Here is a 13,642-nt window from a genome sequence, read left to right as displayed (position 1 = left end):
GACAAGGCTGCCTGATCGGTGTGATGAGGTGGTTATGCATGCGCAATTGAACAAACAACAGCACAGTGCCGGCGGCAGTCTGTGCTTCAACGGCATTGGCAAAACCTTTCCCGGGGTCAAGGCGCTGGACGCTATCAGCTTTACTGCCCACCCGGGGCGGGTGCATGCCCTGATGGGCGAAAACGGCGCAGGCAAGTCGACCTTGCTCAAGGTCCTCGGTGGCGCCTACAGCCCCAGCAGCGGAAGCCTGCAGATCGGCGAGCAGACGATGGTCTTCAAGTGCGCCGCCGACAGCATTGCCTGCGGAGTGGCGGTCATCCACCAGGAGTTGCACCTGGTGCCGGAAATGACCGTGGCGGAAAATCTGTTTCTCGGGCATTTGCCCACGCGTTTCGGTGTGATCAACCGCCGTGCGTTGCGCGAGCAGGCACTGGCCTGTCTCAAGGGCCTGGCCGATGAAATCGATCCGCTGGAAAAGCTCGGCCGTCTGTCCCTGGGGCAACGGCAGTTGGTGGAGATCGCCAAGGCGTTGTCCCGTGGCGCCCATGTGATTGCCTTCGACGAACCCACCAGCAGCCTGTCGGCCCGGGAAATCGAGCGCTTGATGGCGATCATCGGGCGCCTGCGGGATGAGGGCAAAGTGGTGCTGTACGTTTCCCATCGCATGGAGGAAGTGTTCCGTATCTGCAATGCGGTGACCGTGTTCAAGGACGGTCGTTACGTGCGCACGTTCGAGGACATGAGCGAGCTGACCCACGATCAGTTGGTCACCTGCATGGTCGGTCGCGACATTCAGGACATCTACGACTACCGCCCTCGTCAACGGGGCGAGGTGGCGCTCAAGGTCGATGGTCTGTTGGGGCCTGGCTTGCGCTCCGCGGTGAGTTTCGAGGCGTATCAAGGTGAGATTCTCGGCCTGTTCGGGCTGGTCGGTGCCGGGCGCACCGAGCTGCTGCGCCTGCTTGGCGGTCTTGAGCGCAGTACGGCTGGAAGCCTGCGGCTGTGCGGTGAGGAACTGAAGCTGCGCTCGCCGCGCGATGCCATTGCCGCCGGCGTCCTGCTGTGTCCCGAGGACCGAAAGAAGGAGGGCATCGTGCCGCTTGCAAGCGTTGCCGAGAACATCAACATCAGCGCACGCGGCGCTCATTCCCGGTTTGGCTGGCTGTTGCGCGACAGTTGGGAGAAGAGCAACGCCGACAAGCAGATCAAGGCGTTGAAAGTGAAAACGCCCCATGCGGCGCAGAAAATCATGTACCTGTCGGGGGGCAATCAGCAGAAGGCCATTCTGGGTCGCTGGCTGTCGATGCCGATGAAGGTGCTGCTGCTCGACGAGCCGACGCGCGGTATCGATATCGGCGCGAAAGCCGAGATTTACCAGATTATCCATAACCTGGCCGCCAGCGGGATTGCGGTGATCGTCGTGTCCAGCGACCTGATGGAAGTGATGGGCGTCTCGGACCGCGTCCTGGTGCTTTGCGAAGGCGTGATGCGCGGCGAGAAAAACCGCGAACAGGCCAATGAATCCAACTTGCTGCAACTGGCCTTGCCGCGCCAACGCGCTGACGGCCAGGTGAACTGAGAGGTGACTATGACAACCCAAAACAACGCGTTGCCGACGACGCACAAACCCCTGGATGTGCGCGCCCTGCTCGATAATTGGGCGATGCTGTTGGCGGCACTGGGGATCTTTGTGCTCTGCACCCTGCTCATCGACAACTTCCTCTCGCCCCTGAACATGCGCGGCCTGGGGTTGGCGATTTCCACCACGGGCATCGCCGCGTGCACCATGTTGTATTGCCTGGCGTCCGGACATTTCGACTTGTCGGTGGGCTCGGTGATTGCCTGTGCCGGGGTCGTTGCCGCGGTGGTAATGCGCGACACCGACAGCGTGTTGCTCGGTATCGGCGCGGCGCTGCTGCTGGGGCTGCTTGTCGGGCTGATCAACGGGATCGTGATTGCCAAGCTGCGGATCAACGCGCTGATCACAACGTTGGCGACCATGCAAATCGTGCGTGGCCTGGCCTATATCTTTGCCAACGGCAAGGCAGTCGGCGTGTCCCAGGATCAGTTCTTCATCTATGGCAATGGCCAGTTGTTCGGCGTGCCAGTGCCGATCCTGATCACCATCGGCTGTTTCCTGTTTTTTGGTTGGCTGCTCAATTACACCACCTATGGGCGCAACACCATGGCCATTGGCGGCAACCAGGAAGCGGCGCTGCTGGCCGGGGTCAACGTCGACCGGACCAAGATCATCATCTTCGCCGTGCACGGGGTCATCGGTGCCTTGGCCGGGGTGATCCTGGCTTCGCGCATGACCTCCGGCCAGCCGATGATCGGCCAGGGTTTCGAATTGACGGTGATTTCCGCCTGCGTGCTGGGTGGGGTGTCGTTGAGCGGCGGGATCGGCATGATTCGGCACGTGATTGCCGGGGTGTTGATTCTGGCGATCATCGAGAATGCGATGAACCTGAAAAATATCGACACGTTTTACCAGTACGTGATTCGGGGTTCCATCCTGCTGTTGGCCGTGGTGATCGACCGCATGAAACAACGCTGATCGCGGTTGTTCAATGTGGGATGTTCTATGCGTTCAATGCAGGAGCTGTCGAGCCTCGCCAAGGCTCGACAGCTCCTGCAAGACCAGGTTCTGGGTCAGGTTCAGTCGGCCGAGAACTTCAGGACGGTGTTCTGGGCATATGTCTGGCCTGGATCCAGTCGTGTGCTAGGGAAGCCTGGCTGGTTCGGCGAGTCGGGGTAGTGCTGGGTCTCCAGGGTGAATGCGCTCCAGTGTCCGTAGGCCTTACCAGCCTTGCCCTTGACCGAGCCGTCGAGGAAGTTGCTGGTGTAGAACTGCACTCCGGGTTCGCTGGTGTAGAGCTGCAAGCGGCGACCGGATTGCGGGTCGCGCACATCGGCGGCGAGTTGGCTGAGATCACCCTTGGCATCCAGGACCCAGTTGAAGTCAAAACCACCTTGTTTCGGCTCGGCGAATTTGAGTTGCGGATGATCATCCTTGATGCGCTGGCCGATGGCGGTCGGTTGCCGAAAGTCCATCGGTGTGCCGGCTACCGGGGCCAGTTCACCGGTTGGAATCAAGGTGCCGTTGACCGGTGTGTAATGGCTGGCGTGCAAGGTGGCGAGCTGTTTGAGCACGTCACCGTTACCGGCCCCGGCGAGATTGAAGTAACTGTGGTTGGTGAGGTTCAGCACCGTGGGTTTGTCGGTGGAGGCCTTGTACTCGATGCGCAGCTCGTTATGGTCGTTGAGGCTGTAGGTGATCTCGACCTTCAGGTTGCCGGGAAAGCCCATCTCACCGTCTGGCGACAGGTAGCTCAAGGTCACACCGACCGAATCCTTGCTGTTGACCGGTTGTGCTTTCCAGACGCGCTTGTCGAAACCCAGCGCACCACCGTGCAGCGAGTTGGGGCCATCGTTGAGCGGCATCTGGTAACGCTTGCCGTCCAGTTCGAAGGCACCCTGGGCCAGGCGATTGCCGTAGCGTCCGATGGTCGCGCCGAAGAATGCCTTGCCGCTCTGATAACCCTGGACATCGTCAAAGCCCAGTACCACGTCTTCGAACTTGCCGTTCTTGTCCGGCACTTTCAACGATTGCAAGACGCCGCCGTAGGTAATGACCGTGGCTTGCATGCCATGGCTGTTGCGCAACACATATTGCTCGATGGCGGTTCCATCATGGGTCTTGCCAAAAGCCTTGTGTTCGCTGGACAGGCCAGCGGCCTGGACGCCGAGGCTGGCCATCATCAGGGAAAGGCCGAGGCCGGAAAGCAGGTGTCGGGATTGCGGCATGGTTGAACGTCCTTTTGTTGTTTTAAGTTTAATAGTTCTACTAATTAGCGATATTTTGTCGAAAAAGCAGTAAATTTATAGTCTGAAAGACTGATTTTGCAATATAAAGTAAGACTAATTTGGTGGCTGGCGAAAATGATCCATGAGTGCCCGAGCGCACCATGAGTCCCGCTGCTTGAATCGAAGTGCCTACTGTGGAGTAACCGTCATATGACTAATGAAACGGGCGCCGGCGTGCCGGCCGTGTACACCGACCTCAAAGATAAAACCGTATTGATTTCCGGCGGTGCCTCGGGGATCGGTGAGGCCATGGTTTGCGCTTTTGCCCGGCAGGGAGCAAAGGTTGCGTTCGTGGACATGGCCAAAAGCCAAGGTGAGCAGTTGGCGGCCCAATTGTTGGCTGAGGGCCATAGGGTCGAGTTCGCTCACTGTGATATCACTGACGAGAGCGCTTATAAGGAGGCGATTGGACGCTTTGCGCAGACCCTGGGGCCTGTGAATGTCCTGGTGAACAATGCCGCCAATGATGTCAGGCACACCTTGGATGAAGTTGACTCGGAGACTTTCGACAAACTGATTTCCGTCAATTTGAAGCATGCTTTTTTTGCCGCCCGGGCGGTGGTCCCCATGATGAAGGCCGCCGGAGAGGGCGCGATCATCAATCTGGGCTCCATTGGCTGGATGATGGCCTCCAGTGGATACCCGGTCTACGCGGCCAGTAAAGCGGCAACCCACGGCATGACCAGGGCGTTGGCACGGGAGTTGGGGCCATGGCGTATCAGGGTCAACACCCTGGTTCCAGGATGGGTGATGACAGAAAAGCAGCTCGCGCTCTGGGTTGACGATGCCGCCAGGGAGTTGATTAGCCGCAGCCAATGCCTGCCGGGTAACGTGGAACCTTTCCATATAGCAAACATGGCGCTTTTCCTGGCCTCCGAGGCGTCTTCCATGTGTTCTGCACAAAACTTCATCGTCGATGGTGGTTGGGTCTAGGCGTTTGGTGCACCCTCAAAAAAACGGCTGTATCAAAGGCAGTGAACGATAGTCCCCTCTGCGCTCGGCGTAGAAGGCCGGCTCGACCAGCGTCCCTGTGGGTTGTTTGAGCGGGCCGTTTCGCCGATGAGGTCTTCGTGCCCAGCCAAAGCACCGCCAGCACGGTGCCATACATGCCGCTGGAAAAAATGGCCGAGCTGATTCCCCTGATCAAAGGGGGCACGGCTCGGCTATCGGCAGAGCTAGGAGGTAAGGTATAAGCCGCTAACGTCTGATCAGACCTTCAAGGTCGCCATGTCGATGACGAAGCGGTACTTCACGTCACCGGCGATCATGCGGCTGTAAGCCTCGTTGATCTGGCGGATGTCGAGCATTTCGATGTCGCAGGTGATGTTGTGCTCGGCGCAGAAATCCAGCACTTCCTGGGTTTCTGCGATACCACCAATCAACGAGCCGGCCAGCACTCGACGACCCAGTACCAGTTTGGCGGCGTGGATGGGCGGATCGATCGGCTCGATCAGGCCGACGAGGATGTGCACGCCGTCGAAGCGCAGCGTATCGAGGTAGGGGTTGAGATCGTGCTGCACCGGAATGGTGTCGAGCAAAAAGTTGAACTGTCCGGCTGCGGCCTTCATCTGTTCGGCGTCGGTGGAGACGATTACGTGGTCCGCACCCTGGCGACGACCTTCTTCGGCCTTGCTCGCTGAGCGGGTGAACAACGTCACTTCAGCGCCCATGGCTTTGGCAAACTTGATGCCCATGTGACCGAGGCCGCCCATGCCGAGAATCCCCACTTTGTCGCCGGCTTTCACGCCGTAGTGTTTGAGCGGTGAGTAGGTGGTGATGCCCGCGCAGAGAATCGGCGCAGCGCTGGCCGGGTCGAGTGTCTCGGGGATACGTACGACGAAGTGCTCGCTGACTACGATGCTGTCGGAGTAACCGCCCATGGTGTTGCTGCCGTCGACCCGGTCCGGGGTCGCGTAGGTCAGGGTCGGACCTTCGAGGCAATATTGCTCGAGGTCGGCATGGCAGGCTTCGCAGTGGCGGCAGGAGTCGACCATGCAGCCGACACCGACCAGATCACCCACCTTGTGGGCGGTGACATTGGCGCCGATGGCGGTGACTTTGCCGACAATTTCGTGGCCGGGCATCAGTGGGTAAACGGCGATGCCCCATTCGTTGCGGGCCTGGTGGATGTCGGAGTGGCAGACGCCGCAGTAGAGAATCTCGATCGCTACGTCGTCGGCACGCGGGCTGCGACGTTCGAAGGTCATCGGGGCTAGGGGAGTGGTGGCTGACTGGGCGGCGTAACCGATGGCGGTATACATGGTGAACCTCGCAAAAGCAGTGACGGGGGAGGTGGGGGATTTTCCGCGCCGTCCGCCTCACCGGCCATGACGATTCCTCCGCGTCTTATGCCTATTCCTCCGGCATCCTCGGTGGATAGGTCGCATTGGCGCTCAGACCTGCGATGATGCTTTCATCCCTTTTTTCGTGAAGTTTTTGCCATGTTGTTGACCCGTCATCTCGATGCCAATGCCGCGTTGGTTGCGCTGATTCAGCCGTTGGCGACCCGTGATGGTTTCGTGCCGACACGCTTGCCCGGCGTGCATGTACTCAGAGCCAGTTGCGATGTGGCGCGTGGCCCGCAGATCTATGAGCCGAGCCTGATGATCATTGCCCAAGGCAGCAAAGTCGCCTATCTGGGCGCGCGTACGCTGGAATACGGTGCCGGGCATTACCTGATTCAGGCACTGCCGGTGCCTTTCGAATGCGAAACGTTTGCCATGGCTGATGCGCCATTGCTCGGGGTTTCGATTGCCATCGACCGCGCGCTTTTGGGCGAACTGGTGTTGGCTATGGGGTTGGTGCATGGGCGCAATACGCCTGCGCAAACCCCCGAGTCCATGACCTCGGCGGTACTCGATGACGGCATGCGTGGCTGTGTCGAGCGCTTGTTGCACTGCCTGCACGATCCGCTGGAGTGTCAGGTCATGGGGCAGGCGCGGTTGCGTGAGTTGTTGTTCGTGGCGTTGCGCGGCCCGCAGGCTGATGTGCTGCGAGCGCTGGTCGAACAGCAGGGGCAGTTTGCGCGGGTTGCCGCATCCTTGAGTCACTTGCATGCGCATTTCACCGAGCCGCTGAACGTCGAGACTCTGGCCAGTTGCGCGAACATGAGCACGTCGACCTTTCACGAGCATTTCAAGCGCAGCACCTTGTTGTCGCCGGTGCAGTATTTGAAGCGCTTGCGTTTGCTCAAGGCGCAGCAGTTGTTGCTGTCGGAAGGGCTGGGAGTGGCGCAGGTTGCGCATCGGGTGGGTTATCAGAGCACGTCGCAATTCAGTCGCGAGTACAAGCGCTACTTTGAGCGTAATCCGGGGGATGAGCGGGTGGCTTAGATTTCAGGCGCCGCGAGGTCTCCGTAGCAGCTGGCGAAGCCTGCGTTCGGTGCGGGCCGCGTTCGGACGCAGCCGTCGTGAAATCAGCCACTTCGGTCTTCCAGATAATGCGCGTACGCCGGGTTTACGACGGCTGCGCCGCCGAACGCAGGCTTCGCCAGCTGCTACAAGGGGCGGTGTGTTTTCTCCAGGCAACAAAAAGGCCCCCATTTCGGGAGCCTTGATGTTCAAGCCTGCGACTTACATATTCGGGTAAGTCGGTCCACCCGCGCCTTCCGGCGCAACCCAGGTGATGTTCTGCGAAGGGTCCTTGATGTCACAGGTCTTGCAGTGCACACAGTTCTGGGCGTTGATCTGGAAGCGCTTCTCGCCGTCTTCCTTGGTGATTACTTCATATACGCCAGCCGGGCAGTAACGCTGAGCAGGCTCATCGTACAGCGGCAGGTTCTTGCTGATCGGGATGCTCGCGTCGGCCAGCTTCAGGTGGCACGGCTGCTCTTCTTCATGGTTAGTACCAGAGATGAACACCGAGCTGAGTTTGTCGAAGCTGATTTTGCCATCCGGTTTCGGATAGTCGATCTTCTTGCAGTCGGCCGCCAGCTTCAGGCAGGCATAGTCTGGCTTGGTGTCGCGCAGGGTGAACGGCAGTTTGCCGCCGAAGATGTTCTGATCCACCCAGTTGAAACCACCGCCGACGATAGCGCCGAGCTTGTGGATCGCCGGGCCGAAGTTACGGCTGGCGAACAGTTCGTCGTAGAGCCAGCTGGCTTTGAACGAATCAACGTAAGCGTTCAGCTCATCGCCGCCTTCGGAACCTGCAAACAGCGCGTCTGCAACGGAGTCAGCGGCGAGCATGCCGGACTTCATGGCGGTGTGGCTGCCTTTGATCTTGGCGAAGTTCAGGGTGCCAAGATCGCAACCGATCAGCGCGCCGCCCTTGAAGACCATTTTCGGCAACGAGTTCAGGCCGCCTTTGCTGATGGCTCGGGCGCCGTAGCTGATGCGCTTGCCGCCTTCCAGATATTGCTTGAGCACCGGGTGATGCTTGAGGCGCTGGAATTCGTCGAATGGCGACAGGTAAGTGTTGCTGTAAGACAGGTCGACGATCAGACCGACCACCACCTGATTGTTTTCCAGGTGATAAAGGAAGGAGCCGCCAGTGTTCTCGGTGCCCATGATATCCAGCGGCCAGCCGGCGGTGTGGACCACCAGACCTGGCTGATGTTTGGCCGGGTCGATTTCCCAGATTTCCTTCAGGCCGATACCGTAGTGCTGAGCGTCGGCTTCAGTGTCGAGGTTGAAGCGCTTGATCAGTTGCTTGCCGATGTGGCCACGGCAGCCTTCGGCGAACAGCGTGTATTTGCCACGCAGTTCCATGCCAGGGGTGTACAGGCCTTCTTTGGGTTGACCTTCGCGGTCGACGCCCAGATCACCGGTGATGATCCCGCGGACCACGCCGTTCTCGTCGAACAGCGCCTCTTGAGCGGCGAAGCCCGGGTAGATTTCCACGCCCAGGTTCTCGGCCTGCTGGGCCAGCCAGCGGCACAGGTTACCCAGGGAAATGATGTAGTTGCCTTCGTTGTGCATGGTCTTGGGCACAAAGAAGTCAGGGACCTTGACGGCGCTGTCAGCGTTCTTGAGGACGAAAATGTCGTCACGGGTGACCGGCGTGTTCAGCGGGGCGCCGAGTTCCTTCCAGTCCGGGAACAGTTCGTTCAGGGCGCGTGGTTCGAACACGGCACCGGAGAGGATATGAGCGCCGACTTCGGAGCCTTTCTCGACCACGCAGACGCTGATTTCCTTACCGGCCAGGGCAGCCTTCTGCTTTAGTCGGCAGGCAGCAGACAGGCCAGCGGGGCCGGCACCGACGATGACCACGTCGAATTCCATGTATTCGCGTTCCACAGACTATCTCCTACTCAAGGCTCAACAGTTTTTTCTAATTGGAGGTTTGATGTCGCATCCATTATTTCCTGCGCGCCTGCGCAGAGGAGACAATGGATGAATCACCTTTCTCTCTAAGCGGCGCATTATATCTACACCACTCCCAGCGTCCAATACAAACGTTTGTTTGAATTTGCTGGAGGCCAGATAAATCAAAGAAGCGCGGCTTAAAACTGACCATTTTGCCGTATTGACCGGAATAGGCGTTCCGGTCAAGATACGGGCGGTTTTGCGCTCGCCGTAGGCTGACTGTTGGTTTCAAGAGCACCTCTAAAGACAGGGCGAAGGCAGTACAAGGTGACGCGCAGCTCAGGTTTGGCGCGAAGTTTACACGTCGCGACACAGAATGACTCGTTAGTCACCACTGACGAACGGTCATCACGCTTCGTGAGCTGGGTCACCATTACAAATGCCGGCGTTTTTAGAGGTGCCCTTGTGCCCGATGAGCATCAACCGCCAGGTTCGCCTAGGCGACTTTCTTTTCACCGGAGAGTAACGAGGAATCCATGAAGGTTCTTGTAGCTGTCAAACGAGTGGTCGACTATAACGTCAAGGTTCGCGTCAAAGCGGACAACTCCGGCGTCGATCTCGCTAACGTCAAGATGTCGATGAACCCTTTCTGCGAAATCGCAGTGGAAGAAGCCGTACGCCTGAAAGAGAAAGGTGTTGCGACTGAAATCGTCGTCGTCTCCATCGGCCCGTCCACCGCTCAAGAGCAACTGCGCACCGCGCTGGCTCTGGGTGCCGACCGCGCCATCCTCGTCGAATCCGCCGAAGACCTGACTTCCCTGGCCGTTGCCAAGCTGCTCAAGGCTGTTGTCGACAAGGAACAGCCTCAGCTGGTGATCCTTGGCAAACAAGCCATCGACAGCGACAACAACCAGACTGGCCAGATGCTCGCTGCACTGAGCGGTTACGGTCAGGGCACCTTCGCCTCGAAAGTCGAAGTCACTGGCGACAACGTTGCCGTGACCCGTGAAATCGACGGCGGTGCACAGACCGTTTCGCTGAAACTGCCGGCCATTGTCACCACCGACCTGCGTTTGAACGAGCCGCGCTATGCGTCCCTGCCAAACATCATGAAAGCCAAGAAGAAGCCGCTTGAAGTGCTGACTCCTGACGCTTTGGGCGTTTCCACCGCCTCCACCAACAAAACCCTGAAAGTCGAAGCGCCGGCTGCACGCAGCGCAGGCATCAAGGTCAAGTCGGTGGCTGAACTGGTCGAGAAACTGAAAAACGAAGCGAAGGTAATCTAATCATGACTATCTTGGTAATCGCCGAACACGACAACAAAGTAGTGGCCCCGGCCACGCTGAACACCGTGGCGGCTGCCGCCAAAATCGGTGGTGACATCCACGTTCTGGTTGCCGGTCAGGGCGTTGGCGCTGTAGCTGAAGCTGCCGCCAAAATCGCTGGCGTGGCCAAAGTGCTGGTCGCCGACAACGCTGCCTACGCACACCAACTGCCAGAAAACGTTGCACCGCTGGTAGCGGAGTTGGGCAAGGGCTACAGCCACATCCTGGCTGCCGCCACCTCCAACGGCAAAAACATCCTGCCGCGCGTTGCCGCTCAGCTGGACGTTGACCAGATCTCCGAGATCATCTCGGTTGAAAGCGCTGACACCTTCAAGCGCCCAATCTATGCCGGCAACGCCATCGCTACCGTTCAGTCCAACGCGTCGGTAAAAGTCATCACCGTGCGTGCTACCGGTTTCGACCCGGTTGCCGCTGAAGGTGGTTCGGCTGCCGTTGAAGCGGTTGCGGCTGCTCACGACGCTGGCACTTCCAGCTTCGTTGGCGAAGAACTGGCCAAGTCCGATCGTCCGGAACTGACCGCTGCCAAGATCGTCGTTTCCGGCGGTCGCGGCATGCAGAACGGCGACAACTTCAAGCACCTCTACGCCCTGGCCGACAAGCTGGGCGCTGCTGTTGGCGCTTCCCGCGCTGCGGTCGACGCCGGTTTCGTACCGAACGACATGCAGGTCGGTCAGACCGGCAAGATCGTTGCACCACAGCTGTACATCGCCGTCGGTATCTCCGGCGCGATCCAGCACCTGGCCGGCATGAAAGACTCCAAGGTGATCGTTGCGATCAACAAGGACGAAGAAGCGCCGATCTTCCAGGTGGCCGATTACGGCCTGGTGGCGGACTTGTTTGAAGCCATCCCCGAGTTTGAGAAGCTGGTCTAATCCAGCGGCCTGACTTATAAAGAGCCCGGCCTTTTGGCCGGGCTTTTTATTGTCTTTGATTTGAGTGGGAGAAATTCGCCATGGATCTGCGTCGCTGGAGTGGCCTGTCATTGCTTGTGGGCCTTTCGGTTTTGCCTGTGCTGTCGGTTGCAGCAGGCAAATGCGAACGCCTGGTGGTGACCGGCAGCCCGGATGCACCGCCGTATCTGTGGCGCGACCCGCAAGACCCGACACACTTGATCGGTGCCAGCGCCGATCTGTTGCAACAGATCGCGGGAGAGCTGGGGCTCAAGGTCGAGTTGCTGTACGCAGGCCTGCGCTCGCAAGCCCTGGATGAAGTACGCAGCGGACGTATGGACATCCTCGCCGATGCACCGTTGACGGTGAATGAACTGGAAACGCTGGATTACATTCATCCACCGTTGGTGGAGAACGACTATCTGGTCTGGACTCGCAAGGATTCGGTGCTGGCCTACAACGAGGCGAAAGACTTGCACGGTCATCCTGGTGCTGTGTCGGAAAAGGCCCGTTTGACCCAGCCGTTTGAAGCGTTCGCCAAGGCGCAGTTGAGCCTTGTGCGCCTGCCCAACCTGACCGAGGCTTTTCAGAAGCTGCTTTTAGGCGAGGTGCAATACGTACTTGCCGGACGCTATGCAGGAATGGCGACGGCCCAGACTCTGGGGATGGCCAATGATCTGGCGGCCCATCCACAACCGATTGATAAACCGGGCCTGTTCCTCGCGGTTTCCCATAACTCTGCCTGCAACGACCCATGGTTACGCGGACAGTTGGCCAAAAAGATGACAGAATTGCCCGCGTCCGGTCTGACGGAAGCCGTGCTGCAGCGCAATCTAGAGCGCTGGAAGGCACAGTTACAGCAACCCGTCAGCCCAAAACTTTAGGGTGCGTCCTCAATAAATGACGGTCGCGCCGTCGCCCCGCCAAAATCGGGGTGAGACAGGAACAATGAGCATTGGGGCCAGGCCCTTCGGGTTGAAGCTGTGGTCGAGCCATGCTGCGTTGCGGGACTTGAAGAGGCGAAAAGCATCTCCTGCGTCCCGCGCCTTGCCTGGCACGACCACAGCATCAACGCGATCCGCCCTTTATTAAGAACGCACCCTGGGATTTTCTAGTGACTATTCGACCTCTTTTCGCTGTCCTGGCCGTTCTGGCTCTGGCCGGTTGCGCAGCCGATCCGGCGCCGAATGAACAGATGCGCTTGACCGGGCAAGCCCTGGAACAAGCCAGAGCCGTGGGCGCGACAACTGAAGACGTCGCTGAGCTGAAACTCGCTGAAGGCAAGTTCACCCAGGCTCAGGCTGACATGGTTCACCAATCGTTCAAGGACGCGCGCATGCAAGCTGAACAGGCTGAGCTGGACGCCCGTCTGGCTGAAGCACGGGTCCTGACCCAGAAAAGCCAGGAACAACTGAAAGTGCTCAACACCCGTATCACTCGCCTGCGCAAGCAACTGGGAGATGCCCAATGAGCCTGAAGACCAGAGTACTCGGTGGTCTGCTATTGGCCGGTTGCGCGAGCCTGTACGGTTGTGCCGGCCAGCATAGTGACGCCGCTTTGCGCCAGGCCAGCGCCGACTTCCAGAAGGTCAAGGAAGACTCGAATGTGCTGCGCGTCGCGCCCAAGGACGTGATTCGCGCCGGTGAGTCTCTGGCTCGCGCCGATCGTCTGTCGAGCTACTGGGGCAGCGGTAAGGATGTGGCGCATTACGCCTACCTGAGCCAGCGCTACAGTGAAATTGCCCGCGAACACAGCGAACAGATACTGAACCAGGAGCGCACGGCAAAACTTGAGCTGGAGCGTCAGCGCCTGCAATTGGCCTTGCGTGAGGCCAAGCTGCTCAGCGTGCAGCAGCAGGGCAAATGGCTGGAAGAGCAGATCATCAGCCTGGCAACGACTCAGACCGATCGCGGTCTGGTCATGACCTTGGGGGATGTGTTGTTCGATACCGGCGAAGCGGACTTGAAAAACTCGGCCAATCGCACGGTGCTGAAAATCGTTCAGTTCCTCCAGCTCAATCCCAAGCGCGTAGTGCGGATTGAAGGCTATACCGACAGCACCGGCGGCAAGCAGGACAATCTCAGTTTGTCTCGCGATCGTGCTCAAGCAGTTGCCGACGTGTTGATTGATCTGGGTATCGAGGACAAGCGTATCCAGGTCGAAGGCTACGGCGATGAGTATCCGGTGGAGGCCAACGCCTCCGAGCGCGGACGTGCGCAGAATCGCCGCGTGGAAATTGTGTTCTCCGACGAGAAAGGCCAGCTCGGCGCTTCCCGCTAAGACCCTCGCCACT

The 13,642-nt window shown here is 59.0% G+C and carries 12 protein-coding genes and 1 pseudogene; 10 read left to right on the top strand and 3 right to left on the bottom strand.

The window, feature by feature from the left end; all coding sequences use genetic code 11:
• Positions 1–34 precede the first annotated feature (34 nt).
• Both araG and araH read left to right on the top strand, forming a co-directional pair.
• On the top strand, positions 35–1,579 hold the full coding sequence (araG, locus tag AC07O1_RS24635) for an L-arabinose ABC transporter ATP-binding protein AraG (protein ID WP_495090453.1): 1,545 nt from the start codon (positions 35–37) through the stop codon (positions 1,577–1,579).
• 9 nt (positions 1,580–1,588) lie between these two features.
• Positions 1,589–2,557, top strand: a complete 969-nt coding sequence (gene araH, locus AC07O1_RS24630) for an L-arabinose ABC transporter permease AraH (RefSeq protein WP_123583067.1) — start codon at positions 1,589–1,591, stop codon at positions 2,555–2,557.
• A 101-nt stretch (positions 2,558–2,658) separates the two neighbouring features.
• Here the strand turns inward: araH and AC07O1_RS24625 are convergent, their stop codons facing one another.
• Positions 2,659–3,807 (bottom strand): aldose epimerase family protein, encoded by a 1,149-nt coding sequence (locus tag AC07O1_RS24625; protein ID WP_495090452.1) that lies wholly within the window; start codon positions 3,805–3,807, stop codon positions 2,659–2,661.
• A 210-nt stretch (positions 3,808–4,017) separates the two neighbouring features.
• Between AC07O1_RS24625 and AC07O1_RS24620 the strand changes: the two genes are divergently transcribed.
• Both AC07O1_RS24620 and AC07O1_RS24615 read left to right on the top strand, forming a co-directional pair.
• Complete coding sequence (locus AC07O1_RS24620; protein WP_495090451.1) at positions 4,018–4,800, top strand: SDR family NAD(P)-dependent oxidoreductase; 783 nt, start codon at positions 4,018–4,020, stop codon at positions 4,798–4,800.
• A gap of 146 nt (positions 4,801–4,946) precedes the next feature.
• Positions 4,947–5,060 (top strand): annotated as a pseudogene (locus AC07O1_RS24615) (IclR family transcriptional regulator); the annotation flags it as partial.
• 15 nt (positions 5,061–5,075) lie between these two features.
• On the opposite strand, the gene AC07O1_RS24610 reads toward AC07O1_RS24615, so the two are convergent.
• Positions 5,076–6,128 (bottom strand): NAD(P)-dependent alcohol dehydrogenase, encoded by a 1,053-nt coding sequence (locus AC07O1_RS24610; protein ID WP_494993968.1) that lies wholly within the window; start codon positions 6,126–6,128, stop codon positions 5,076–5,078.
• A gap of 180 nt (positions 6,129–6,308) precedes the next feature.
• On the opposite strand from AC07O1_RS24610, the gene AC07O1_RS24605 reads away from it, so the two are divergent.
• Positions 6,309–7,199, top strand: coding sequence for an AraC family transcriptional regulator (locus AC07O1_RS24605; RefSeq protein WP_495090450.1), 891 nt, complete (start codon positions 6,309–6,311; stop codon positions 7,197–7,199).
• Between the two features lie 240 nt (positions 7,200–7,439).
• On the opposite strand, the gene AC07O1_RS24600 is transcribed toward AC07O1_RS24605, so the two are convergent.
• On the bottom strand, positions 7,440–9,104 hold the full coding sequence (locus AC07O1_RS24600) for an electron transfer flavoprotein-ubiquinone oxidoreductase (protein WP_495090449.1): 1,665 nt from the start codon (positions 9,102–9,104) through the stop codon (positions 7,440–7,442).
• 545 nt (positions 9,105–9,649) lie between these two features.
• Here AC07O1_RS24600 and AC07O1_RS24595 point away from each other — a divergent pair.
• The 5 genes from AC07O1_RS24595 to AC07O1_RS24575 all read left to right on the top strand — a co-directional run bounded on the left by AC07O1_RS24595 (position 9,650) and on the right by AC07O1_RS24575 (position 13,629).
• A complete protein-coding gene (locus AC07O1_RS24595; protein WP_477768317.1) occupies positions 9,650–10,399 on the top strand; it encodes an electron transfer flavoprotein subunit beta/FixA family protein in 750 nt (249 codons plus the stop codon).
• Between the two features lie 2 nt (positions 10,400–10,401).
• On the top strand, positions 10,402–11,331 hold the full coding sequence (locus AC07O1_RS24590; protein ID WP_477768316.1) for an electron transfer flavoprotein subunit alpha/FixB family protein: 930 nt from the start codon (positions 10,402–10,404) through the stop codon (positions 11,329–11,331).
• A gap of 80 nt (positions 11,332–11,411) precedes the next feature.
• Complete coding sequence (locus AC07O1_RS24585; protein ID WP_495090448.1) at positions 11,412–12,233, top strand: substrate-binding periplasmic protein; 822 nt, start codon at positions 11,412–11,414, stop codon at positions 12,231–12,233.
• 230 nt (positions 12,234–12,463) lie between these two features.
• Positions 12,464–12,820, top strand: a complete 357-nt coding sequence (locus tag AC07O1_RS24580; RefSeq protein WP_495090447.1) for a DUF4398 domain-containing protein — start codon at positions 12,464–12,466, stop codon at positions 12,818–12,820.
• Complete coding sequence (locus AC07O1_RS24575) at positions 12,817–13,629, top strand: OmpA family protein (RefSeq protein WP_495090446.1); 813 nt, start codon at positions 12,817–12,819, stop codon at positions 13,627–13,629. Before AC07O1_RS24580 ends, AC07O1_RS24575 begins: the two co-directional genes overlap by 4 nt.
• The last annotated feature ends 13 nt before the right edge of the window (positions 13,630–13,642 follow it).

It is taken from the genome of Pseudomonas sp. GW821-FHT07G10 (assembly GCF_059418545.1).
Note: the sequence above shows the minus strand (reverse complement) of the source record. Positions and strands in the feature narration are given on the sequence as shown.

What these genes read in the sequence shown, in the direction of transcription:
- araG (WP_495090453.1), top strand. Translation starts at nt 35, where the DNA reads ATGCATGCGCAATTGAACAAACAACAGCACAGTGCCGGCGGCAGTCTG.
- araH (WP_123583067.1), top strand. Translation starts at nt 1,589, where the DNA reads ATGACAACCCAAAACAACGCGTTGCCGACGACGCACAAACCCCTGGAT.
- AC07O1_RS24625 (WP_495090452.1), bottom strand. Translation starts at nt 3,807, where the DNA reads ATGCCGCAATCCCGACACCTGCTTTCCGGCCTCGGCCTTTCCCTGATG.
- AC07O1_RS24620 (WP_495090451.1), top strand. Translation starts at nt 4,018, where the DNA reads ATGACTAATGAAACGGGCGCCGGCGTGCCGGCCGTGTACACCGACCTC.
- AC07O1_RS24610 (WP_494993968.1), bottom strand. Translation starts at nt 6,128, where the DNA reads ATGTATACCGCCATCGGTTACGCCGCCCAGTCAGCCACCACTCCCCTA.
- AC07O1_RS24605 (WP_495090450.1), top strand. Translation starts at nt 6,309, where the DNA reads ATGTTGTTGACCCGTCATCTCGATGCCAATGCCGCGTTGGTTGCGCTG.
- AC07O1_RS24595 (WP_477768317.1), top strand. Translation starts at nt 9,650, where the DNA reads ATGAAGGTTCTTGTAGCTGTCAAACGAGTGGTCGACTATAACGTCAAG.
- AC07O1_RS24590 (WP_477768316.1), top strand. Translation starts at nt 10,402, where the DNA reads ATGACTATCTTGGTAATCGCCGAACACGACAACAAAGTAGTGGCCCCG.
- AC07O1_RS24585 (WP_495090448.1), top strand. Translation starts at nt 11,412, where the DNA reads ATGGATCTGCGTCGCTGGAGTGGCCTGTCATTGCTTGTGGGCCTTTCG.
- AC07O1_RS24575 (WP_495090446.1), top strand. Translation starts at nt 12,817, where the DNA reads ATGAGCCTGAAGACCAGAGTACTCGGTGGTCTGCTATTGGCCGGTTGC.